Origin of the sequence: Chitinophaga filiformis, from assembly GCF_023100805.1 — a bacterium.
Taxonomy (GTDB): domain Bacteria; phylum Bacteroidota; class Bacteroidia; order Chitinophagales; family Chitinophagaceae; genus Chitinophaga; species Chitinophaga filiformis_B.
In genome coordinates, this window is sequence record NZ_CP095855.1 from 2944222 (window position 1) to 2968030 (window position 23809).

The following is a 23809-nucleotide window of genomic DNA, read 5'->3' on the forward strand; positions in this document are numbered from 1 at the left end:
AGCAGAAGCCGTCCCAATTGCTTTTGAGACGGCTTCCTTGTTTACCAGTCGCTGTTATACATTAAATACGCTTAAATGCCCACAACTGATGATCCCCTCCATTGTTTGTATATTGTACTACGCGCGCGCCCGGCGTTGTTGATTGTGCTGTTATTTCCAGCACTTTACCACTTTGTACACCTGTAATGGTATAATAACCATTTTTCTGCGCTGTAATGATCCATTTTTGATTATCACCGCCATTATAGTCGTACAACTGCAGGCCGGCTCCATTTAAAACAGATTGCCCTGTAATATCCAGTGCCCGACCGCTTTGCACACCGCTTATCTGGTATTGGTTGTTGCCCAGATGTCTGACCTGCCAGCGCTGGTTGTCTCCATTGTTGGCTGTCCATTGCTGTACCGGTGTTTCGTTGGCGGTTGATTGTCCTGCGGCGTCAAGTGCTAAATTGCTGTTCTTATTGACGATGTTGTAAATTCCGTCGGGTATCGCCTGAATACCTCCTGCATATGGGGCCAGCACTTCTTTCAGCAGGGCGGCCGCTTTCATATGACCGGCTTCGCTGGGATGCAGATTATCCGGCAGGTAATCTGTTGTGGATGGTGTCAGCCATCCTTCCGTATTGATGTAATGCACTTTTTTATCGCCCGCAGTGATGCGGTTCTCTACCGCCGCTACAGTAGGTTGTGAACGTATGCCAAGAAAGGTACGCATGACAAACACCTCCGCCTGCGGAAATCTGGAACGGATACCCGCCAGCAGTCCTGTATACACCTTGCTGAATGTGCTGTCGGCATCTTCATAATCACTGTCGTTCGTTCCAAGGTTGAGCACAACTATTTGCGGTGTATACCTGGTGAAGTCCCATACAGGCGAGGATGGATAATTCGGTGGCTGCAAACGGAAATATTGTGCATCCATAGCAGTTCCATGTCGCTGACTGCTCACCAGTGCGATACCTGGATACGCGATCTGTGTATGTTCAGCTCCCAGGTCTTCCGAACAGATCCATGCATAGTCAGACACATTGGCCTGGTCGTTCAGGTATCCGGCCGTAATGGAATCCCCAATATATTCTATGAGATAAGAGCCGGTGGCAGGCTTGCTGGTAGCAGCTCCTGCGTCGAGTATCAGTCCCATGAAACTGAACACATAGTCATAGTCCCTGCCTTGCGCTACCGCCAGTGTATGTGTACCTCCTGAAAGCGGCATCGGCGTAAGGTCTATAACACCGCCTGCATTCTTATAAGAGACCCATGGGCCGTTGTCGATCCTGGCATAGAAATTACTGGTGTTGCCGGTCTTTAGTTTGACAGTGGTACCTGTAAAGTTGACTTTAAAATAAGCACCGCCCCAATAGCTTGTATAGCGACTATTATCAGTAAAATCCCAACGTCCGAAATACCTGATATTGGTATCGTCGGGAGTACCGCTGCCTGCCGCTGCCAGGGCATAGGCAATTTTATCAGGTGCAGTGATCATGGCATCCCTGCCGGCATCCTTCTTTGTGCAGGCATGCAGCATGAAGGAAAGTACCAGTATAAAATTTACACTTAATCTGCGTAACATGTTTTCCTGTTTTTATAATTACGATCTTCACAAACGATCATCTTCATAACGATCATTCTCACAAACGATCATCTTCACGGGGCGCTGATGATCCATTGCTGATTGGCGCCATTGTTAGAAGAATATTGTTCAATAAGCGTTCCCGCTGTTGTAGATAATGCAGGTACTTCTATCACTTTTCCGCTTTGCACACCCTGTATTGTATAATACCCACCTGCTACCGGCGTTATTACCCATTGCTGGTTAGCACCGTTGTTATAGTCGTAGAGCTGCACTTTAGCGCCATCATCAAGACTTTGTCCTGCAATATCGAGCGACTTACCACTCTGTAAACCAATGATCTTATAATGATCGCCACCAAGGCTGGTGATGGTCCATTGCTGGTTAGCGCCGCCGCCGTAAGCCCATTGTTGTACAGGCGTCTGATTCACCGTACCCTGTCCCTTTGCATCAAGTGCCAGGTTACTATTGCGGTTGATGATCCTGTAGGTGCCATCGGCCAGCGGGCCTTTTCCACCGATGATGTGTGGCGTAGGGTGAGTTGCCTGGTAAGGAATGATTCCCTTGATCATTTTACCTGCATCGTTGACGAGGCGCAGGTAGAAATCGGCCGATACAGCAACGCCGTCCTGGTCAAGATTAACGAATGTGGATCCCGCAGGGCTCTGTGACGCATTTTCTGCCACCTTAAAAATAGCAGTGCCTTCATTTACCTCATCAAACATGGCGATATAAAGGCTTTTCACTCCCACCTTTTTCATCACAGCCACCTGTGCCCACATAAAGTCTCCGTGGTTTCTTGGTATTTCATTGAAAGGGCTACCTGCATTGGTGTTATGAAAGGAGAATCCGGGATAGGCAATCGGCTGGTAATCTATACCATGAGACTCACAGTAATCGTAATCCCCCTGTATCCACGGCTGATAAGATGCCACCACCTGTGCCGCCACTGCCCACGGCGTCAGCATGTCAAAGGATTCATAGACCTTCATGAAGTTGGTGCGGGAAAATACATTAGGTGTACGCCAGTCCATTGGCACACTGCCAATTACATAACATCCCTGGCTCCTGAACCAGTTGATAACATCGATACATGCTGCAGAGTCGCCGCCACCAGGTTCTTTGGCGCCCTTATACCCCATGCCGAATATACAAACCACAGGTTTTCCGTTCTGCCGCGCATAAGCGGGTGAGGACAGCAGGTCCAGGCTTCCGGTAATGGTATTGACCCAGTCGGTTTTCAGGCGGCTCTGCATGTCGGCATCCCCTGATATATCGTACATGATATAGAATTTTCTGCCGCTGGCTTCAGCAGCTGCTCTTACTTTCCGGGCCATGCCATCCCTCTGCGACTTAAATGGCGGATCAGACAATTCGCCTGTGAACCGTTGCAGGGCGGCGCAGTCAATACCGTTTTCCTGCATCCATCTGAAATGAACATCAACGGTAGACTGATCATAAGAAGAGAACATCTTAGCAGGTTGCCCGTTTCCGAGCGCAGGGAAAGGCGTTTGATAAGTAACTGAATACTCTCTTGTATCCGGCCACATTTCCAGGTTCTGGTGCGTCCAGCGGTCAACGGCAGAGCCATCGCCCGGAGCAGTGAACCATCCCTGGTAACCGACAGTCACTTTTCCCACCACATCACCGATGGGCGAGCCTTTTAATGCTGCATCAGCAGCTAATGCCGCAGAAGCTGGTGTAGTGGCTGTGTCATTTTCTTTTTTTGTACAGGCAGATAGCATGGCTATCAATAAGCCTAAGGCAAGACAGGTTTTCTTCATAAGATAAACTGGTTACATGTAATGGTTATTGGTTTCCGGTATTCCGGGTTTTCGTTCCCCTCATGGCAAACCGCAGACCATGACACTAATGGCTTATTTATGAGAATATTCGCAGCGGAAGTGAAGAATTTATTTTACGGTATATCGTAGAAGCACGAATGTGATTATGAAGTGAAATAAAACAGGGGGCTACGCCCACCCACTTTTAAACATAGGGCAAAAACAATTTATACTGGCAGGCAAATTGGAGCATATGTAGTTGTGCAGGCAACATTCCTCAACCGGAAAGAGGCCATTTGTAAAGGTTTTTGGGGATCAGGTACCCAAACAAAAAGAGGGCGTATCATACTTTTGATACCCCCTCACACACAATCCAAGGCCAACTCAGGCCAGCGTCCGCGTCGCTGGCTTATACCTCACAAAGAACGCCAGCCATATTGTTCTCGACACCCGCATGATAGGCGGTTGTAATAATACCAGCAACACCGCATTTATTCCCAGCCACCAGAACATCCGGTTATCATATAAAGAAAATCCGATGATCACCCACCAGGCCACAAACGTTGCCACGCTGAATGCCACTGTCAGCGCATAGCTAACATACCCGGTCCCGTAATAAAATCCTATCTCACGTTCAAAATCCTCGCCACACACCGGACAGTGATCATTCATCTCGGTAAAGTGCTTCAGGTTATAAGCATTATCAGTTTTGTATATTTTCCCCTTGCGACAGGCAGGACACCTGTTCTGTAGTATGCTGCCCAGCAGGTTAGGCTTTTTGTCAAATTTTGCTGCACACATATGATATATGTTTTAACATATCAAAGGTACCTCAAGCCCTCCCTGCCGTTATGGTGGTATTCCGCTTAATTATGGTATTTTTTACTGATTCGTCGCAGGAAAAGGCTGGTACATATAAAATATTTTTATTTTATAGGGGTGCTTTCTATTTTTGTCGTTATAATCAATTAAGACAAGTCTCAACACCATGACGGGCAAGATGCGAAAGAGGATTCTCCGGATCGTTTTAATACCTATTGCTATCCTGATAATACTGGCCGGTATCGCGATAGGCGTACTATATTCCCAACAGCAACGCCTCATCAATCTGGCAATCAAAGAGTTAAATAAACAGCTGCCAGGCGAGCTGGTCATTGAAGGCAGTACCATCTCCCCATTTCAGAATTTTCCCTACATCTCCATAGGACTAAAGAACGTCCGGTTTTTCGCCACCAAGCAAAAGACCGGCAGACCCATGTACCAGCTCGAAAAGCTGTACGTGGGATTCAGCCTGCCAGATATACTCAGGCAGAAATACAACGTCAAAGTAATACTACTTAAAAAGGGACACCTCGACCTGGTACGGGACGTGAATGGTAACCTGAACATCGTAGAGGCAAACAGGATACAACAGGATACAATAGCAACGGCAGCAGCCGAATCAGCATCCCTCGACCTGGATATCAAAAAGATCGTGTTAAGAGACCTGGATGTTGATTTCTCTGATAAACAAAGCGGTCAGCATGTCAACACCCATATAGAGAAAGTGAAAACCGCCTTCCGCCTGGACAATGTTAACATCTTCGCTCACCTGGAAGGCGCAATGATAGCGGACTATACTACTCCGGCAGATACTTCCCTGTTCCGGCATAAACATGTGAAACTCGATCTCCGGCTGACATACGACCAGCGCCACGAGTTTGTCAGCCTGTCGGAAGGTGATCTGAAACTGGAAGATGCCAGTTTCAATGTAACCGGAACCGCAGACCTGAAACATGGGAATAATGTCAACTTCAAAGTGAAGGGAGACCGGCCCGATATCGGCCAGTTATTGTCCTTTGCACCCCAATCGGTCTCTGAGCAACTTAAGCAGTTCCGGTATGATGGTCGTCTTTATTTCGATGGTATCATTAAAGGAAAGCTTTCCGGCGATCAGTTGCCGCTTATAAAGATCAATTTCGGATGTGAGAACGGATGGTTACTGAATGCCACCGCCAATAAAAAGATCGATTCCCTGGGCTTCAAAGGCTTTTATACCAATGGTGCAGCACATTCGCTGAAAACTTCAGAGCTGCATCTGCTCAGTGTAAGCGCCCGTCCCGAGAAAGGTATTTTCAAGGCCAATTTCGTCATGAAAGACTTTACAGATCCGAAAATGATCATGCAGATCAATTCGGACCTGGAACTGGAATTTATAGGCGCATTTCTTGGTATTGCCGACCTGCAGCGTTTAACAGGGCACATCAACCTGAAGATGGATTTTAATGAGCTGGTGGATATGACCGTGCCTGAAATATCTATGGGAAAGCTGAAAGAAGGTATCCAGAGTGAGCTGAGCGTCAGCAACCTGACCTTCCGTATTCCTAATTATCCTCACATCATTCATAACCTGAACCTGCATGCAGATATGAAGGGCGGTTTCGTAAAGCTGGATACGCTGTCCTTCTACTTCGGTAACTCGGACTTTGCCATGAATGGTTCCCTGAGCGATCTGCCTGCGCTCTTTCACCAGCAGGAAAAGCCGGTACTGGTAAAATTCAATGCCCGTAGTAAGAAAATGATCTTGAAAGAGCTATTGTCATACGATTCTACGGTGGCTAAGAAAGCGAAAGAAGAGATCTACGGGTTCAATATCGGGCTATCGCTGGAGACCTCTGTAAAAGAACTGCAGCATCCGGCTCCATTGCCTAAGGGCAAATTTAAAATGGAGCAGTTATATGCCAGCTTCAAAGAGTATCCGCATGCTTTTCATGATTTCGGAGCAGAGCTTACTATCAACGATACGGCCTTATTGCTCCGCAATTTCGGCGGTATGATAGACAGCAGCGACATTCGTTTCAGCGGTCGTGTGATCAACTACCAGCTTTGGTTTGATAAGGTCATGCGTGGGAAGACACAGGTAGCGTTTGATCTGAAATCGCAGCACCTGGCAATGAAAGATGTGCTGGGGCCCATCAGCCGGAATTATGTTCCGAAAGACTATCAGCAGGAAGTGGCTTCCGGTATATGGCTGCGTGCAAAGGCAGACCTGCGTTATGATTCCATATTCAAATTCGCTAAAGTGAAGCTGGCGAATGTATCGGGCGAGTTGCAGGAACATAAGATCAGGGTGGATAGCATTAAGGGAACTGTGAAGGTAGGCGCTGATAATTTCCTGAAGCTTGATACGCTCACAGGCCGTATAGGTAAAACTGATTTTGATATCAGTATGCGCCTGTATATGGGAAAAGATACGGTGAGGCGCAAGAAGGAAAACTTCCTGCAGTTCACTTCCCGCAATCTTGATCTTGACCAGCTCACCAACTATAAACTGACGGCGAACGAAGACGAAGAGACCGTTGTTGCAGCACCTGCGGCAGGCCGCACTGTGATACAGGATACCACTCATTCCGCTGGCTTTAATATCTTCAAATTTCCATTCATTGATTTCCGTGCTACTGTCAATATCGGCAGGGTAAAATACCACCGGTTGTGGCTGAAGAATGTTACCAGCAATATCCGCATGCAAGCCAATCAGCACCTGTACCTGGATACGCTGGGAATGGGCATTGCGGAAGGGCAGATAGGCATGAGAGGTCATTTCAATGGTACTGATCCGAAAAAGATCTACTTCCGTAGCAGGATAAGGATATTTGATGTAAACATCGAAAAACTGATGTTAAAGCTCGATCATTTCGGACAGGATTATGTGATCAATAAGAATGTGAAAGGCCGCCTCAACGGACAGGTGAGGAGCCGCATACAGATGCATCCGGATCTCACACCGATCATCGATAACTGCGAAGCCCAGCTGGATGTTGACATCCGTAACGGCAGCCTGGTGAACTTTGCTCCCATGCAGGCAATGGCAGGTTATTTCAAAGACAAGAACCTGAACATGATCCGCTTTGATACATTGAAAAATAAACTGACGCTGAAGAATGGTGTGCTGGAAATTCCGAAGATGAATATCAACTCTTCCCTTGGCTTCATGGAAATATCAGGTAGGCAGTCGCTCGATATGAAGATGGAGTATTACATGCGGATACCATTCAAAATGGTGACACAGGTAGGTTTTCAGTCCCTTTTTGGCCGGAAAAAGGAAGAGGTGGACCCTGACCAGGTAGACGCCATTGAATACCGGGATAAGGAAAAAAAGGTCCGTTTTATGAATATCAAGGTAACAGGTACACCGGATAATTTTAAGGTTGGGTTAGGAAAGGCGAAAAAGGCGTAAATTAAATACAATACTATAGAAGGCCGCCCTGTTATACAACGCGGCTTTTTTTATTCAGAACCTCCAACATTCATAAATAACACACTGTATACATCGCTCCGTCAGGAGCGCCGTGTTTGTAGCCCCGGGTGATAACCCGGGGTCATGTGTATCACGGATACCTGGCGAACATGAGTATCGCGTGTGTCCGGTGAACATGCGAATCGATGTACCCGGGGCGTTACCGCATCGAACCTCTCCGGATATACGCATAAAAATCATAAACTCCGTCATACATTTGTTATTCCCGTTTGCGTAAATGAAATTCCCGCTTTGATCAACCACCCTTAGCTTTTTGAAATAGCTTCGCCAGTATCTAATAAAATAAAAGACACCTATTTAACCCGTTTTAAAACCATTTTAGCAGGCCGCAGTGCTTCATTCCTGCAGCCGTCTATAGCGGAAAAACCGATAGATACTATTTTGATTATGCAACAGAAGCGTAATAAATGTGGTGACCACATACCGGCCTTTCTATGCCCGGAAAGCGGCACCTGCTTTGATCGATTGATTCCTTCCTGCGGTCATTTTCATCTCCGGCCATTACAGCTGGATACAGATGTTCCGTTTATACATGAATGGGTGAATAAACCTTACGCAGTTTACTGGCAATTGCAGAACAGCACAGTAGAGAAAGTGAGGAATATGTATAGTGATCTTATCGGTACGGAACACATACAGCCCTTCATGGGATTTTACAATGATAAGCCAGCCTTCCTGGTGGAATTTTACTGGGCGTTTAAAGACAGGATAGGTGAATATTATGATGTGCAGACAGGCGATTACGGCTTTCATATCCTGATGGCGCCTGCTGATACGCCGGTCAGGAACTTTAGCTGGAACGTCTTTACAGTGCTGATGGACTTCATGTTCAGTGAAGAAAAAGTGGAGCGGCTTATTGTAGAACCAGACGCCAGAAATGAAAAGATCCACCTGCTCAATAAACGCGCAGGCTTCCGATATCATCACCTTATCAATCTTCCTGAGAAAACCGCGCACCTGGCCTTTTGTACCAGGGAACAATATATCACTGCATTGGAAAGAGAACGGCAATTACAAGCAGCCGGTACCATTTAACCGCAATTTTTAGGATATAATAAAAACTTTATAATGCATCCCTCATCAGCACTGTCTCCCGGGAGCGCAATCGCACACCTGCGCCCTGAAGTCTGGAGCAAAGCCAATGCTTTGCACTTACGTAAGATCATCAGCGAATTTGCCCACGAACTTTTAATACAGCCAAAGGAGCTGTTTTTAAAAGATGGCTGGGGCCATTATGTGCTCACGGCAGATATACCAGGTATTGAATACCGCTTCCGTGCAAAGATCCTGGGCCTCGACCACTGGTACATAGAAAACGGGTCAATAGAGAAACTGGAAGACGGTAAGAAAATGCCGCTTGATTCCGCCAGTTTCATTGCAGAATTCAGTGAGACGATCGGCATCCGTCCTGATATCCTTCCCAAATACCTGGAAGAGATCTGCAGCACCTTGTATGGCAGCGCCTATATGCGTGCCCAGGAAGGGCCGGGAGTGGAAGCACTGGCACAGGCAGACTACCAGGAAATAGAGCATGCCATGATGGAAGGGCATCCTTCTTTTGTGGCCAACAACGGACGTATCGGGTTTGATGCAGCAGACTACAGGGCTTATGCGCCGGAAGCGGCAGCGCCTGTTTCCCTGTTGTGGATCGCTGGTCATCATAGCAGAGCTACCTACACTGCTACGGCTGAATTGCCATATGAGACGCTGCTGGCGCAGGAACTGGACAGGGCCACTCTGGAGCGATTCAATAAGGTATTGCTCGACCAGGGATTAGCACCTGCCGACTACGTGTATTTTCCCGTACACCCCTGGCAGTGGTACAATAAAATGAACCACATCTTTGCGGGGGATATTGCCACCCGCAATATGGTCTTTCTCGGCACAAGCGATGACACTTACCTGGCGCAGCAATCTATCCGCACCTTCTTCAACATCAGCAGGCCGGAACGCTTCTATGTGAAAGTGGCCTTATCTATCCTGAATATGGGGTTCATGCGCGGACTGTCTCCTTATTACATGCGTACCACCCCTGGTATTACCCAGTGGGTGAGAGACGAACTGGGAGATGACAGCTACCTGCAGGAGAAAGGCTTCATCCTGCTGGGAGAAGTGGCTACCGTGGGCTACCGCAATTTGCTGTATGAAAAAGCGGAAAAGAATGATAGTCCCTACAAGAAAATGCTTGCAGCGCTCTGGAGAGAAAGCCCCGTTCCAATGCTGAAGAAAGGGCAAAGCCTGATGACGATGGCAGCGTTGCTGCACATCGATCGTGAAGGCAGGGCCCTGCTGCCTGAGCTGATCCGTACCTCCGGGCTCGATACAGCGTCCTGGCTGCAACGTTACCTGGATGCTTACCTGAGCCCCATTTTGCATTGTTTCTATTATCATGATATGGTGTTCATGCCGCATGGCGAAAACCTGATCCTTATCATGGAAAACAATGTGCCGGTGAGAGCGGTAATGAAAGACATCACAGAAGAAGTATGTGTGATCAACAAGGACAAAGTATTGCCCGATGAAGTGAAACGCTTATCCGTCGATATGCCGGAAGAAGTGAAGATCCTGTCCATTTTCACAGATGTCTTTGACTATATATTCCGCTACATTGCACATATACTGGTAGAACATAGCGCTTACCCTGAAGAACAGTTCTGGGAGCTGGTAGCGGATTGTATACTGGCTTACCAGGCATCCTTCCCTGCATTAAAAGACAAGTTCAGGCAACATGATCTTTTTGCGCCGGAGTTCATCCGTTCCTGTCTGAACCGTTTGCAGATCTGTAACAATGAACGTATGGTGGATCTGGCCGACCCTGTAGGCAGCCTGCAGTTCGTAGGAACACTCAAAAACCCGGTAGCAGCATTTGCGAAAAATTCCAAATTACCAATTTATCAACGATGACTATGAACCCATACAGTGACCTCTTTTATGAAGGCACTGCCAACGAATACAGCAAAGCCATACAACTGGCCAGCGGCTCAGTAGTAAGGTTTCTTGAAAAGAACAGGAAACCATTCAGCGGCATTACGCCTGCACAATTGAAAACTGCATTTGCAGAGGTAGATCTGAATGCGCCGCTGCCTGATTATGAAAGCCTGCTTTCGGAGGTGGAGCGCCTCTATTCCGATCACGCTATCACCTTCCACCTGCCACAATATATCGCCCACCTGAACTGCCCGGTGGTGATACCCGCCATTGCAGCAGAGGTGCTGATCTCTGCCATTAACTCCTCACTTGACACCTGGGATCAGAGTGCAGGTGGCACGCTGATAGAACAACGCCTCATAGAATGGACATGCAGTGAGATTGGTTTTGACAGCCACAGTGACGGTGTATTTACCAGTGGTGGTACACAGAGCAACCTGATGGGATTATTGCTTGCCAGGGATCATTATGCAAAGGAACGCCTGCGCTATAATATCAAACAGAAAGGACTACCGGCAGAATCTTCCCGCTTCAGGATATTTGTAGCAGCCACCGGGCATTTCAGTATCCAGAAGAATGCCGCTTTACTGGGACTGGGTGAACAATCGGTAGTCAGTATACCGGTGGAAGGTTATCGCATGAACGTGGCTCTACTGGAAGAAGCCATTCAGCAGGAGCTGGAGGAAGGTAATATTCCCATCGCTGTGGTAGGTACTGCAGGTACAACAGATTTTGGCAATGTGGATCCGCTTGAAGAAATAGGGCAACTGGCTGCCCGGTACAAATTATGGTTCCATGTAGATGCCGCTTATGGCTGCGGATTGCTGCTTACTTCCAAATACCGTCATCTGCTGAAGGGCATAGAACTGGCCAACTCTGTAACGGCGGATTATCATAAATCATTCTTCCAACCGGTCAGCAGCAGCGCCTTCCTGGTAAAGAACAAACGCTCACTGGACCTGCTGACCCATCATGCGGATTATCTCAATCCGAAGGAGCATGATGAAGACGGATTACCCAACCAGGTCAACAAATCTATCCAGACCACCCGGCGCTTTGATGCATTGAAGCTCTGGTTTACACTTCGCCTGATGGGCAAACAGAAACTGGGTAGTTACATGGAAACGATCATAGACACTACGGCTAAAGTAGCGGATATGATCAGCCAGGACGATGAACTGGAGCTGGTAAGTTACTCCGATATCAGTGCGCTGGTGTTCCGTTATTTCCCTGCAGGTCTTGATGAAGCAGATGTCACCGAAGTGAACCTGTATATCAAAAAAGAAATGCTGAAAGATGGTGCAGCATTGCTGGCAGGTACCCGTATCAATGGTGCTTTTTATCTCAAGTTCACTTTATTGAACCCGCTTACTACTACTGATGATGTGAATAAGCTGTTATCCATCATCAAACAGCATGGCGCCACTTACATGAGACAACACAGGAAAACCCTTTATGACAGAAGAGAAATTGCATAATATGAACACTCCGCATACATATGATATTATCGGCATCGGCATAGGCCCTTTCAATCTTGGTCTGGCAGCCCTGTTGCAGCCTGTTGGCAGGATCAGTGCCGTATTTTTTGATCAGGCGCCGGGCTTCGACTGGCATCCTGGACTGATGTTAAGTAATGCCACCCTGCAGGTGCCTTTCATGGCCGATCTTGTGACCATGGCAGATCCTACCAGTGAATACAGTTTCCTGAATTATCTGAAACAGTCAGGCCGTTTGTATAAATTCTATATCAGGGAAGACTTTTTTATCCTGAGAAAGGAATACAATGCCTACTGTAAATGGGTGGCGGAAAGGTTGCCGTCATGCCGTTTCTCGCATAAGGTCGTTGCGGTGCAATATGAAGCCGACAGGCAATTGTATGCAGTGAGCACAGAGCATACCCTTACAGGTAAAACAGCGCTGCACTATACCCGCAAACTGGTATTGGGCACAGGTACACAACCTTATATGCCCGCATTTGCAAAGAAGGGAATATTGCCCGATGTGATCCATACCTCAGCGTATCTTAACTATAAAGATAAAATAGGAGGAAAGCGTTCCGTAACGGTAATTGGTTCAGGCCAGAGCGCTGCGGAAGTGTTTGCCGACCTGTTGCCACTGGCAGCAGAAGGTATGCAGCTTAATTGGTTCACACGCCCGGACAGGTTTTTCCCGATGGAGTATTCAAAGCTGACATTGGAGCTGACCTCGCCGGAGTATGTGGATTACTTCTACAGCATACCTGCGGCAGGCAGGCAGGAACTGCTATCCAGGCAGAATCCGCTCTTCAAGGGTATTAACTATGATCTCATCAACCAGATCTTTGATACCCTCTATGAGATGAGTGTTGATAAAGATATCTCACATATAGAATTGCGCCCTAATGTACAGCTGAACGATATCAGGGCTAATGCCGGCAACAGTTACACACTCGATCTGACGCAGGTACAGCAGCAACGATCCTTTACCCGGGATACGGATTTCGTGATCCTGGCCACAGGTTACAAGTACCGGGAACCAGCTTTCCTCGAGGGTATCAGCGATCGTATTGTCAGGAGAGAAGACCAGTTGTTCGATGTACAGCGTAACTACGCCATCGACCTTCATGGTGATGAGATCTTCGTACAGAACGCGGAGCTGCACACTCATGGTTTTGTAACGCCGGACCTGGGGATGGGCGCTTACCGCAATTCCTGCATCATCAATACAATAGCAGGAGAGGAGATATACCATACGGAGCTACGTATTGCCTTCCAGCAATTTGGTGTAGAAACATCCATACCGGCTATCCCCGCTTTATAAATAACCAATGAGACACATTGTTCGGTGAAATGCAGGAGGCAGGGCGTCTGTTGGCGCTGTGTCTCCTGTTCACTTCAACAGGCTTTTCACACAAACGCTACAGCATCTGGTATGCAAAAAATAATCTCAGCGGCGCAATCCCGTTCCGCGCTCATTTTCATTTTTATTACACTGCTCATTGACGTAACGGGGCTGGGGATCATTATTCCTGTATTACCAAAACTGGTAGCGCAACTGATCCGTGGCAATATGGGAGAAGCAGCTGCTATTGGCGGCTGGCTGACGTTTGCCTATGCCCTGGTGCAGTTCATCTGTGCACCGGTACTGGGTAACCTGAGCGATCGTTATGGCAGGCGTCCTGTATTGTTGTTGTCGCTGCTGGGCTTTGGATTGGATTATTTCTTCATGGCATTTGCCCCTACCATCATATGGCTGTTTGCCGGCCGTATCATATCCGGTGTGATGGGGGCGAGTTTTACAACAGCAGCTGCTTATATTGCAGACGTCAGCACGCCAGAGAAGCGTACCCAGAACTTCGGTATTATCGGCGCGGCTTTTGGGCTGGGCTTTATACTGGGCCCGCTGATGGGAGGCCTTTTGGGACAATTTGGCGCCAGGGCGCCTTTTATAGCAGCAGGTATATTGAGCCTCCTGAATGTATTGTACGGCTACCTCGTACTGCCCGAGTCCCTGCCGGCAGCAAACAGACGGGCTTTTGAATGGAAACATGCCAATCCGGTAGGCTCGCTGGTGCAGATGAAGCAATATCCGGCTGTATACGGACTGATTGCTACCCTGGTGCTGATCTATATCGCCAACAACGGCGTTCAGACCACCTGGGCATTCTATGGTATGCAGAAGTTTAGCTGGGACGAGGCCTGGGTAGGTTATTCCCTCGGCTTTAGCGGCCTGTTGGTAGCTGTTGTACAACTGGGGCTGATCAGGCTGATCATCCCACGTATCGGTACAAGAAAAAGCCTGTATATCGGGCTGGCATTTTACAGCCTGGGTTTGTTGCTGTTTGCTTTTGCCAGCAGCGGATGGATGATGTTCGTGATACTGGTGCCTTATTCGTTGGGAAATATTGCCAGTCCTGCCCTGCAAAGCATTATTACCGGTCAGATATCCGCTTCGGAACAGGGCGCATTACAAGGGGGACTGACCAGTCTTATGAGTGTTACTACGATCATAGCGCCGCCCCTGATGGGGAGCCTTTTCGCCTGGTTTACGGGGAATAATGCGCCTTTCCTTTTTCCGGGGGCGCCCTTTTTTGTCAGTGGGCTGTTGGTGCTGATAAGTATTTTCCTGGCTGGCAGGGGGATGCAGAAACCCAAAGGTGGCTAATAGTTGGATCAGATTTCCATATCTCCATATTGCTTCGCTGTCATATGCTATATGAAATTCGACAGAGAAATGCCTGTAAAACGATATGGCAATGACGGCGAAGCAATATGGAAAGAATGGGAGAACATGCCATTGGTAAGCATGTTCTATCGAACTACTGCTTATTACATGCTTCTTGTGCGGCTGGCTCTTCCGGAATTTCCATTGGTCCTGCCACCTGATGAGTTATTGTTCCCGGAGTTGCCACGTGGACTTCCCTCGTTTCTGCCACCATTCTGTGAGTTGCCGCCCCAGGTACTGCCACGGGAGCCACCTTCATTTCTACCACCATTCTGTGAGTTACCGCCCCAGGTATTGCCACGTGAGCCACCTTCGTTTCTGCCACCATTCTGTGAGTTACCGCCCCAGGTATTGCCACGGGAGCTACCTTCGTTTCTGCCACCGTTCTGTGAGTTACCGCCCCAGGTATTGCCCTGATAATTTCCTGGCCTGCCGCCACCCTGGGGACGTCCATCCCTGCGATTGTCATCTGTCCGGCCGGGATATCGGTTGTCGTTGTAATATCCCTGACGTCCACCTGGTCTGTTGTTCCAGCCATAGTTATCCCTGCCGGGGCGATTGTCGCGGTAGCCGTTGTAGTAATTCCGGCCGCCGTTGTAATTGTAACCGTTCCCGTAATATCCATTGTATCTGCCACCATCATACCTGCCGGGAAAGTGGCCGCGGTCTGCTCTTGCGGAGCGGTAATTGGTCACTATTACACGGTTACGGTTGTAAACCATGCCTGAATAGGTCCGGATTGGATAATACATGCCACGGGCGGGCGCGATCCTTCTTACCGGAGCATATGTGTAACCATACCTGTAGTGGTGGCACACGGGGCGATAGGCATATACCGGCATCGGGCGCCATGGTCTCCACCATACCGGAGGGTTGATCCATGACCAGGGAGAGGTCCAAACCACATAAGCGGGGGCATATACCCGGCGTACGCAGGGCCAGAACCACACGTTCACAATCACACCTGCAGGAGCCATCCCGGGGATGCCGGCATCCGTCGCTGGGCCATGTGTACGGGGAGAGGTGTTATAGTCAAAGGAATTGTCTTCAGCAGAGTACAGGCTGTCGGACGTTTCCAGGGGTTCAGCCAGGGTTGTTTCGCCATAGAGGTCTTCGTCGCCGGCTATCTGGATAACGGCGGTATTCTCGCCGGTCTTTTCCAGTTCGATAACGGCCACATCCTGGCTTTCCTGGTTGGATACGAGCGCCTGTATGATAAAGAGCTGTACCTGGTTCTGCTTTTTATTGATCACCCGCAGATAATCGATATTGCCATCCCCGTTCAGGTCAAGGTTGTTGACCCTGTTATTTTCTGTATTCAGCAGCTTTTCGAATTCTTCCGGGCTGTTAGCCTGTTTAAAAAGAGTGAGTGCTCCCTGCAGGCTGAAATTATCGCCGGGTAACCCGGTTGAGTCCTGATCGGGAGGAGACCAGCTGGCATTATCCCATTCGTCGGGTTGCTCCTGTAATTGCTGCCGCGGATAGTAATCCTGAGCTTTGGCATGTAACACCGGTAACAGGGATATGAACAGTACAGGTAGGGATTGGCTGATCTTCATGACAAAAAAGTTTAGTATATAACTAATAAATGAAGTTGAATGTACGAATAGTTTAATAATGCAATATGTGTGCCGTAATTTAAGAGGGGGCGGGCATTGGCAAATGAATAAGGGCCTCCTGATATATTGTTGTGAAACAACATATTAGAAGGCCCCTTACTATGATGAGCAGTATCTTTACTGTTGGCACGGAAAGTTAATTTCCGCGGTCAGCCCGTTTGCGTTTACCGGCTGCCCTGCGTCCGGCCCTTTCTCCGGAGCGGTCGTTATTCCTTGTAGTTCTGTCCACTCTTGTACTTCTGTCCATTCTGGCGCCCCGGTCTGTTGCGTTGCCCCTGTCGGCTCTGGCGGGAGCGTATGACTGGTATTGTCTGCCGCCGCTGTAAGTCCTGTTGGGCGTATACCGGTCTGTTCTCCGGGTAGTACGATAGTTGTTCACTACCACCCGGTTACGGTTGATAACGGTCACGGAAGTGGTCCTTACAGGACGGTAGATAACCCGGGCAGGAGGGATCCTGTACACAGGCACGACAACATACCTGCGTGCATAGGCATAGCGTACCGGCCGGTATACATGCCAGGGAAGAGGGCGCCACGGACGATACCATACCGGGTGGCTGACCCAGGTCCAGGGAGAGACCCAGACAGTATATGCCGGGGCATATACAAAGCGTACACAGGGCCATAACCATACATTCACCACTATTCCTTCAGGCGAATATGCTGAAGGTCCGTGGGTGGCAGGTGTGTAATTAAATGCATTACCTTCTTCTGCTGCGGGTTCTGCAATAACGGACTCACCGTATATATCAGCATCACCAACGATCTGGATGATGGCGTTGTTATCGCCGTTCTTCTGTAATTCGATCACGGCTACATCCTGGCTTTCTGTTGAAGAAACCAGGGCCTGCAGGATGAACACCTGCACATCGTTGTCCTTTTTGTTGATGACGCGGATATAATCGGTGTTGCCATCTTCGTTGAGATCCAGGTTGTTGACCTTGCTGTCGGGAGAATTCAACAGCTTTTCAAATGCTTCGGGGGATGCAGATTGTTTAAACAGGTCGAGTGCGCCCTGCAGGCTGAAATTGTCGCCCGGCAGACCGGTTGAATCCTGTTCTGGCGTTTCCTGGGCGGATGCCGTCAGGGTCATGCCCAGGCACAGTAAAAATGCGGTAAAGTAGTGTCGCATATTCATTTATTTTGGTTTTTTGGGATACTCGCGGGTTCTCCTGATAATGGGGGAATACTGGTCCCCTTATCTTTGCAGTTACATCTGTGAGTATACTTAGGTAGACTGCCTGAAACGGGGATGGTTTAAAAGAGGGGACAAGCGGCCGCAGAAATAATAAATTGATCTTTATTTTTATGTCGAATTGTTTGGTTATAAATAGATTATATGGAGTAAGCGACCGCTGCTAATACAGATGATAAAATTATCACTTTGTTGTATATATGTAATATTTTGACGGTAACCCCTAATGTTTTTCGCTTTTAATTGAAATTTTTTCCTAATTTGGTGCCGTCATTCTGGTTTGACAATCAAAGAACCGGTGGATGATATACCTTAGACCACAACTGAATATACTGTTAAACCACCTTTATTCTTATCACCTATTGTTTAGTTACAACCCGTAGCTACATGTTTAAACCGCAACTTGCATACTGTTAGCGTTACGAATCCGTCGTATGCCGGTGTTCGTAATTGATTGAAATATTATTAAACACTGCTTGTTTGCGGGGGACTTTATCGCTTACCGTCACGATTCACTGCAAATTTTTAGTGTTCAATATATAAATTTGGGTCTGAAAACATTTTCAGAACACATAATCTTATACTTTCGCATAAAGTAGAAAGATTATACAACAGCTTAAGATATATCAGAATGAGCAAATTGTTACGTGCAAAGGAAGCCTCATTGGCCAGAGTTTACACTACCAAGGAAAAAGGGATCTACCCTTATTTTAGACCGATCTCTTCTTCTCAGGACACTGAAGTTGATATTGACGGTAAGAAAGTGTTAATGTTCGGATCAAACTCCTACCTGGGATTGACAAACCATCCCAAGGTGAAAGAGGCCGCCAAACGTGCCATTGACAAGTATGGTACGGGTTGTGCCGGATCCAGGTTCCTCAACGGTACCCTTGACCTTCACCTGGAGTTGGAGCGTCGTCTGGCGGAGTATGTGGGGAAAGAAGCCGCTCTGTGTTTCAGTACGGGGTTCCTGGCTAACCAGGGTGCGTTATCGAGCCTGACCGGCCGTAATGACTACATCATTCTGGATGAACTGGACCACGCTTCCATCATTGATGGCAGCCGACTGTCCTTTTCGAAAGTTATCAAGTACCGCCACAACAACATGGAGGACCTGGAGGCTAAACTGGCAGCCCTGCCACAGTCTTCGGTGCGCCTGATCGTTGTGGATGGCGTATTCAGTATGGAAGGCGACATTGCCCGCCTGCCGGAAATAGTGGCCCTGGCTGATACCTATGGCGCCAATATCATGGTGGACGATGCACATGGACTGGGTGTAGTGGGACTGAATGGCGCAGGTACAGCGTCTCATTTTAACCTGACTGACAAAGTAGACGTCATCATGGGTACTTTCAGCAAGTCTTTTGCGTCTCTGGGTGGCTTCATTGCCGGCGACAAGGACGTGATCGAATACCTGAAGCATGCTGCCCGTTCCCTGATCTTCAGCGCGAGCATGACGCCTGCAGCCGCAGCCAGCGTAATTGCCACCCTGGACATCATCCAGTCTGAGCCTGATCACATTCAGCGCCTGTGGGACAATACCAACTACGCACGCAACTTATTAAAGGAAGCAGGTTTCGATACCGGAAACGTATCAGAAACACCTGTTATACCGATCTATATCAGGAACGAAGAAAGCGTATTCCGCATCACCCGTATGCTGCAGGATGAAGGCGTATTCGTGAACCCGGTAGTGCCTCCGGCAGTTCAGCCAGACGCAACACTGATCAGGTTCTCCCTGATGTCGACGCACACCTTCGCCCAGATCGAAACGGCGATTGATAAACTGACGGAGACATTTACACGTGCGGGTATACCTTTAAAGCAAAAAATATAAATGGAAACATTGCAAACATCTCAGCAAACGGTACATGCTCCGCAACAAACCAACGGTTTGCCAAAGGTGACCATTCAGGCGGTTACCAGCAAGAAACAGTTGGCGCAGTTCATCGATTTCCCGCATGATCTGTACAAGGACGATGAAAACTATGTACCTGAGTTGTTTATTGCTCAACGTGACCTTCTGACTCCGGGAAAACATCCCTTCCATGAACATTCACAGCTGCAGGCATTCCTCGCATTCCGTGGATCCAAACTAGTGGGAAGGATAGCCGCTATCGATAATAAGAACCACAATATTTTCAATAAAACGAACGATGGCTTCTTTGGTTTCTTCGATTGTATCAATGACAGCGAAGTGAGCCAGGCCCTGTTCAGCGCAGCCACTAAATGGCTGAAAGACCGTAAGCTAAGCACCCTGATCGGTCCCGTTAACTTCTCTACCAACGAAACCTGCGGGTTGCTGATAGATGGGTTTGATGGTCCGCCGGTAGTGATGATGACTTACAATTATCCCTACTATATCAAGTTAATTGAGGAAGCAGGGCTGGGAACGAAGATCACCATGTTTGCCTGGAAGATCATTCCTGAGTACATGGAAGACCGGCCTTACCGTGTGATGGAAGTATTGAAAGAGCGACTCACCAGGCGTAATATCACCTTCCGCAAGGTGAACCTTAAAAAGTTTGATGAGGAAGTAAAAAACATCCATGCGATCTATAACAGTGCCTGGGACAAGAACCTTGGCTTTGTGCCGATGACTGAAAAGGAGTTCGAGTACCTGGCGAAAGACCTGAAAATGATCCTGGATCCTGATTTTGGTATTGTAGCAGAAGAGGATGGGAAAATGATCGGGTTTGCCCTGGCCATTCCGGATCTTAACCAGATCCTCAGAAAGATAAAAAGAGGTCGCTTGTTTCCGACTGGAATACTGAAACTGTTATTGGGTAAAAAGAAGATAAATGGTGTGAGAGTATTGGCATTGGGCGTATTGGAATCTCACCGTAAACTGGGAATTGATGCCTGTTTTTACGGTGAGTTAATGAAAGTGGGCAGGGCAAAAGGCGTTGCTTATGGTGAAGGGTCCTGGATCCTGGAAACAAATGAAATGATGAACGCCGCTATGCGGGGTATAAACGCAGATCCGTACAGGACCTACAGGATATACGAAAAAGAGATATGAAACCCCGGATACTGATAACAGGCGCCAGCGGTTTTGTAGGATATCATCTGGTAGAGACAGCGCTGGATGCAGGAATGGAGGTTTACGCCGCTGTACGTGCATCCAGTAATGTTTCCCACCTGAAACATTTGCCGGTAAATTTTGTTTATCCTGATTTCAGTAGTAAGGATGATCTGAAAGATCTGATCGTGAAGCATGGATTCGACTACATCATTCATGGAGCAGGTATAACGAAGGCAAAGTCCCTGGACGAATATAACAGGGTTAATGCAGGGTACACCCTCAACCTGGCAGTAGCAGCCGGAGAATCGAGGGTCCCCATTAAGAAGTTTGTATTTATTAGCAGTCTGGCGGCCGTAGGCCCCATCGCATATAATGCCAGCTGGCCTGTTCCGGACGTGGCGAAGCCCCAACCGGTGACCAGTTACGGAAAAAGTAAATTACTGGCTGAAGAATACCTGGGAGTTATTTCAGATGTCCCCTGGGTAGTATTAAGGCCCACAGCAGTGTATGGGCCAAGAGAACGGGATCTTTTCGTATTGTTCAAAACGTACAGACGGGGTTTGGAACCTTATATGGGCAAAGGCGCCCAATGGCTGAGTTTTGTCTACGTCAAGGATCTCGCACAAGCGGCATTGCTGGCACTGACGGCTCCTGTATCAGGAACTGTATATAACATTTCAGACGGTAACAGGTACGACCGTTACGCACTGGCCAATGTTATAAAGCAACATCTGAAGCTGCACACTTTTCGCGTTCACCTACCTCTGCCTGTTATTAAATCTGTTGCCACTATTATGGAAATGGTGAGCCGTGGGGCTCCCTTGCTGAATAGGGACAAACTGAATGAGCTGACGGCGGAGAACTGGGATTGTAACATAGAAAAGATACGGCAGGACCTGGGCTATCGCCCCGCATATGATCTTGAAAAAGGTATACGGGAAACGCTGGACTGGTACACCGCCAACAAATGGTTTTGATTAAAACAGTTAAATAAAAGTCTCACATTTTTATGAAACATCAAATTAAAGAAGCAAAAGGGAAACTGGGTGTCCTGATGCCGGGCCTTGGCGCGGTAGCCACGACATTCATTGCCGGAGTAGAATCAATTAAGAAAGGGCTGTCCAAGCCCATTGGCTCTGTTGCACAAATGGGCCATATCAGATTGGGAAAAAGAACGGAAAACAGGAATCCGCTGATCAAGGACTTCGTTCCTTTAGCCAGCCTGAATGACCTGGTATTCGGTGGTTGGGATGTGTATGAAGATAATGTGTATACCGCTGCAGTCAAAGCCGAAGTACTTGACAGGTTTATGCTGGAAGCCATCAGGCCCGAACTGGAATCTATCGTTCCAATGAAGGCGGCTTTCGATAAAAACTTTGTTAAAAATCTGGATGGTACACACGTAAAGGAGTACAAGACCCGTTATGACCTCGCACAGGCCGTAATAGAGGACATTAAGAATTTCCAGAAAGAAAAAGGTTGTGACCGCGTTGTAATGGTATGGTGCGGTTCTACCGAAATATATCACGAAGCTGCAGATGTTCACCAGTCATTAGCTGCATTTGAACAGGGGCTGAAAGATAATGATGCGCGTATTGCTCCAAGCATGATCTATGCATATGCGGCGCTGACGCTGGGCGTTCCTTTTGCGAACGGTGCACCTAACCTGACCTGCGACATACCTGCTCTTGTTGAATTGTCCAAAAAGACGAAGACCCCCATCGCCGGTAAAGACTTCAAAACGGGTCAGACCCTGATGAAGACCATCCTGGCCCCCGGTTTGCAGGCACGTGCGCTGGGTATGGAAGGCTGGTTCTCAACCAATATCCTGGGGAACCGTGATGGATGGGTACTGGACGATCCTGATAACTTTAAAACAAAAGAAGTATCCAAACTGGGAGTACTTGAAGATATCCTGATGCCGGACGAGAACCCTGAACTGTATGGTGATATGTACCATAAGATCAGGATCAACTATTATCCTCCGCGCAAGGACAACAAGGAAAGTTGGGATAACATTGACATATTTGGTTGGATGGGCTATAAAATGCAGATCAAGGTGAATTTCCTTTGCCGCGACTCTATCCTGGCTGCGCCGATCGTACTCGACCTCGCCTTGTTCATCGACTTTGCGAAGCGTGCCGGTATGAGCGGTATCCAGGAATGGCTGTCCTTCTATCTGAAATCGCCACAAACAGCACCAGGCCTGCGTCCTGAGCATGACATCTTCAAACAGCTGATCAAGTTGCAGAATACCCTGCGCTACCTGATGGGTGAAGATCTGATCACGCACCTGGGGCTGGATTATTACGAAGGAATTTTAAACGAAGGATGATCCGAATTCACAAAATAATCGCTACCAGCCTGGGCATAGGCTACATCGGTAAGGGAGGAGGCACGGTTGCTGCCGCCGTGACAGCTCTTTGCTGGTACCTTGCGCAGGCTGGTAGTAGCATATCTGCGATGTGGCCACTGGCATTTACCATTGCAGTTACGTTGCTGGGCATTTGGTCCGGTACGGAAGTTGAACCTTACTGGGGTAAGGATGATAAGAAAGTGGTGATAGATGAAGTGTCCGGTATGTGCTTCAGCCTGTTGTTCCTGCCGGTAACACCGGCTTACGTACTGGCGGGACTTGTATTGTTCAGATTCTTTGATATCCGCAAACCATTATTAATCCGCCGTACCGAGCAGTTGCCGGGAGGGCTTGGCGTAATGATGGATGACGTGGTAGCAGGAGTATACACCAACTTGTTACTGCAGATTGTTTATCACAGTAACGTTTTTGGAAGATGATGAAATTTTTGAAGGCTCAGGCTTCATCACTGATAGCGACAGGGCTGGATTTCCTGGTGGTCATCCTGCTGTCAACCGAGGCGGGAGCCTGGTATGTCGGTGCAAACATGGCCGGTACCTTTGCAGGTGGAGCCGCCAATTTTATGATTAACCGGCAGTGGGTCTTTAATAAGGAGAAAAGTGCGATAGGAGGACAGGCACTGCGCTATGGTATCACCTGGATGGGAAACATGCTGCTGAATGCGGCAGGAGTGTGGCTTATACTACATTTTACAGGATGGTACAGTCTTATAGACAGAGTAGCCATGGTTAAAATGGCAGTATCGCTGATAATTGGGTTTACTTATAGTTATATAATGCAGAAGCGGTTCGTTTTTAAAGATGTTAGATAG

General features: G+C 48.0%; 17 protein-coding genes. 12 read left to right on the forward strand and 5 right to left on the reverse strand.

Annotation, left to right across the window (positions count from 1 at the left end):
• Positions 1-61: 61 nt before the first annotated feature.
• The 3 genes from MYF79_RS11840 to MYF79_RS11850 form a co-directional block, all read right to left on the reverse strand.
• Positions 62-1570, reverse strand: coding sequence for an RICIN domain-containing protein (locus MYF79_RS11840; protein ID WP_247814069.1), 1509 nt, complete (start codon positions 1568-1570; stop codon positions 62-64).
• Between the two features lie 74 nt (positions 1571-1644).
• Positions 1645-3354 (reverse strand): RICIN domain-containing protein, encoded by a 1710-nt coding sequence (locus tag MYF79_RS11845; RefSeq protein WP_247814070.1) that lies wholly within the window; start codon positions 3352-3354, stop codon positions 1645-1647.
• A 384-nt stretch (positions 3355-3738) separates the two neighbouring features.
• Positions 3739-4155: a DUF983 domain-containing protein gene (locus tag MYF79_RS11850; RefSeq protein WP_247814071.1), complete on the reverse strand. Its 417-nt coding sequence runs from the start codon at positions 4153-4155 to the stop codon at positions 3739-3741.
• 199 nt (positions 4156-4354) lie between these two features.
• Here MYF79_RS11850 and MYF79_RS11855 point away from each other — a divergent pair, with 199 nt between their 5' ends.
• The 6 genes from MYF79_RS11855 to MYF79_RS11880 all read left to right on the forward strand — a co-directional run bounded on the left by MYF79_RS11855 (position 4355) and on the right by MYF79_RS11880 (position 14722).
• The gene (locus MYF79_RS11855; protein WP_247814072.1) at positions 4355-7570 is read left to right on the forward strand and encodes an AsmA-like C-terminal region-containing protein; all 3216 of its coding nucleotides are present in this window, start codon (positions 4355-4357) and stop codon (positions 7568-7570) included.
• 468 nt (positions 7571-8038) lie between these two features.
• Complete coding sequence (locus MYF79_RS11860) at positions 8039-8686, forward strand: GNAT family N-acetyltransferase (protein WP_247814073.1); 648 nt, start codon at positions 8039-8041, stop codon at positions 8684-8686.
• Positions 8687-8719: 33 nt separating this feature from the next.
• Positions 8720-10555 (forward strand): IucA/IucC family protein, encoded by a 1836-nt coding sequence (locus MYF79_RS11865; RefSeq protein ID WP_247814074.1) that lies wholly within the window; start codon positions 8720-8722, stop codon positions 10553-10555.
• 2 nt (positions 10556-10557) lie between these two features.
• The gene (locus tag MYF79_RS11870; protein WP_247814075.1) at positions 10558-12057 is read left to right on the forward strand and encodes a pyridoxal phosphate-dependent decarboxylase family protein; all 1500 of its coding nucleotides are present in this window, start codon (positions 10558-10560) and stop codon (positions 12055-12057) included.
• A 1-nt stretch (position 12058) separates the two neighbouring features.
• On the forward strand, positions 12059-13378 hold the full coding sequence (locus MYF79_RS11875; RefSeq protein ID WP_247814076.1) for a lysine N(6)-hydroxylase/L-ornithine N(5)-oxygenase family protein: 1320 nt from the start codon (positions 12059-12061) through the stop codon (positions 13376-13378).
• Positions 13379-13489: 111 nt separating this feature from the next.
• Positions 13490-14722 carry a TCR/Tet family MFS transporter gene (locus tag MYF79_RS11880; protein WP_247814077.1) on the forward strand — a complete coding sequence of 411 codons (1233 nt, stop codon included), beginning with the start codon at positions 13490-13492 and terminating at the stop codon, positions 14720-14722.
• Between the two features lie 164 nt (positions 14723-14886).
• Here MYF79_RS11880 and MYF79_RS11885 read toward each other — a convergent pair whose 3' ends face one another.
• Together MYF79_RS11885 and MYF79_RS11890 are read right to left on the reverse strand one after the other, a co-directional pair.
• A complete protein-coding gene (locus MYF79_RS11885) occupies positions 14887-16341 on the reverse strand; it encodes a hypothetical protein (RefSeq protein WP_247814078.1) in 1455 nt (484 codons plus the stop codon).
• Positions 16342-16537: 196 nt separating this feature from the next.
• Positions 16538-17533, reverse strand: a complete 996-nt coding sequence (locus MYF79_RS11890) for a hypothetical protein (RefSeq protein WP_247814079.1) — start codon at positions 17531-17533, stop codon at positions 16538-16540.
• A 694-nt stretch (positions 17534-18227) separates the two neighbouring features.
• Here MYF79_RS11890 and spt point away from each other — a divergent pair.
• The 6 genes from spt to MYF79_RS11920 are packed head-to-tail and all read left to right on the forward strand — an operon-like array spanning position 18228 to position 23809.
• Positions 18228-19433 carry a serine palmitoyltransferase gene (gene spt, locus MYF79_RS11895; RefSeq protein ID WP_247814080.1) on the forward strand — a complete coding sequence of 402 codons (1206 nt, stop codon included), beginning with the start codon at positions 18228-18230 and terminating at the stop codon, positions 19431-19433.
• Positions 19434-20618, forward strand: a complete 1185-nt coding sequence (locus MYF79_RS11900; RefSeq protein WP_247814081.1) for a hypothetical protein — start codon at positions 19434-19436, stop codon at positions 20616-20618.
• The gene (locus MYF79_RS11905) at positions 20615-21598 is read left to right on the forward strand and encodes an NAD-dependent epimerase/dehydratase family protein (RefSeq protein WP_247814082.1); all 984 of its coding nucleotides are present in this window, start codon (positions 20615-20617) and stop codon (positions 21596-21598) included. Before MYF79_RS11900 ends, MYF79_RS11905 begins: the two co-directional genes overlap by 4 nt.
• A gap of 32 nt (positions 21599-21630) precedes the next feature.
• Entirely contained in the window at positions 21631-22956 is a 1326-nt protein-coding gene (locus MYF79_RS11910) for an inositol-3-phosphate synthase (RefSeq protein ID WP_199658101.1), read from the forward strand.
• Positions 22953-23417, forward strand: a complete 465-nt coding sequence (locus MYF79_RS11915; RefSeq protein WP_199658100.1) for a phosphatidylglycerophosphatase A — start codon at positions 22953-22955, stop codon at positions 23415-23417. The genes MYF79_RS11910 and MYF79_RS11915 overlap by 4 nt, the downstream gene beginning before the upstream one ends.
• Positions 23414-23809 (forward strand): GtrA family protein, encoded by a 396-nt coding sequence (locus MYF79_RS11920; RefSeq protein ID WP_247814083.1) that lies wholly within the window; start codon positions 23414-23416, stop codon positions 23807-23809. The genes MYF79_RS11915 and MYF79_RS11920 overlap by 4 nt, the downstream gene beginning before the upstream one ends.

Excerpts from the sequence above, each read along its gene's own strand:
- MYF79_RS11840 (WP_247814069.1), bottom strand. The coding sequence starts at position 1,570 with ATGTTACGCAGATTAAGTGTAAATTTTATACTGGTACTTTCCTTCATG.
- MYF79_RS11845 (WP_247814070.1), bottom strand. The coding sequence starts at position 3,354 with ATGAAGAAAACCTGTCTTGCCTTAGGCTTATTGATAGCCATGCTATCT.
- MYF79_RS11850 (WP_247814071.1), bottom strand. The coding sequence starts at position 4,155 with ATGTGTGCAGCAAAATTTGACAAAAAGCCTAACCTGCTGGGCAGCATA.
- MYF79_RS11855 (WP_247814072.1), top strand. The coding sequence starts at position 4,355 with ATGCGAAAGAGGATTCTCCGGATCGTTTTAATACCTATTGCTATCCTG.
- MYF79_RS11860 (WP_247814073.1), top strand. The coding sequence starts at position 8,039 with ATGCAACAGAAGCGTAATAAATGTGGTGACCACATACCGGCCTTTCTA.
- MYF79_RS11865 (WP_247814074.1), top strand. The coding sequence starts at position 8,720 with ATGCATCCCTCATCAGCACTGTCTCCCGGGAGCGCAATCGCACACCTG.
- MYF79_RS11870 (WP_247814075.1), top strand. The coding sequence starts at position 10,558 with ATGAACCCATACAGTGACCTCTTTTATGAAGGCACTGCCAACGAATAC.
- MYF79_RS11875 (WP_247814076.1), top strand. The coding sequence starts at position 12,059 with ATGAACACTCCGCATACATATGATATTATCGGCATCGGCATAGGCCCT.
- MYF79_RS11880 (WP_247814077.1), top strand. The coding sequence starts at position 13,490 with ATGCAAAAAATAATCTCAGCGGCGCAATCCCGTTCCGCGCTCATTTTC.
- MYF79_RS11885 (WP_247814078.1), bottom strand. The coding sequence starts at position 16,341 with ATGAAGATCAGCCAATCCCTACCTGTACTGTTCATATCCCTGTTACCG.
- MYF79_RS11890 (WP_247814079.1), bottom strand. The coding sequence starts at position 17,533 with ATGCGACACTACTTTACCGCATTTTTACTGTGCCTGGGCATGACCCTG.
- spt (WP_247814080.1), top strand. The coding sequence starts at position 18,228 with ATGAGCAAATTGTTACGTGCAAAGGAAGCCTCATTGGCCAGAGTTTAC.
- MYF79_RS11900 (WP_247814081.1), top strand. The coding sequence starts at position 19,434 with ATGGAAACATTGCAAACATCTCAGCAAACGGTACATGCTCCGCAACAA.
- MYF79_RS11905 (WP_247814082.1), top strand. The coding sequence starts at position 20,615 with ATGAAACCCCGGATACTGATAACAGGCGCCAGCGGTTTTGTAGGATAT.
- MYF79_RS11910 (WP_199658101.1), top strand. The coding sequence starts at position 21,631 with ATGAAACATCAAATTAAAGAAGCAAAAGGGAAACTGGGTGTCCTGATG.
- MYF79_RS11915 (WP_199658100.1), top strand. The coding sequence starts at position 22,953 with ATGATCCGAATTCACAAAATAATCGCTACCAGCCTGGGCATAGGCTAC.
- MYF79_RS11920 (WP_247814083.1), top strand. The coding sequence starts at position 23,414 with ATGATGAAATTTTTGAAGGCTCAGGCTTCATCACTGATAGCGACAGGG.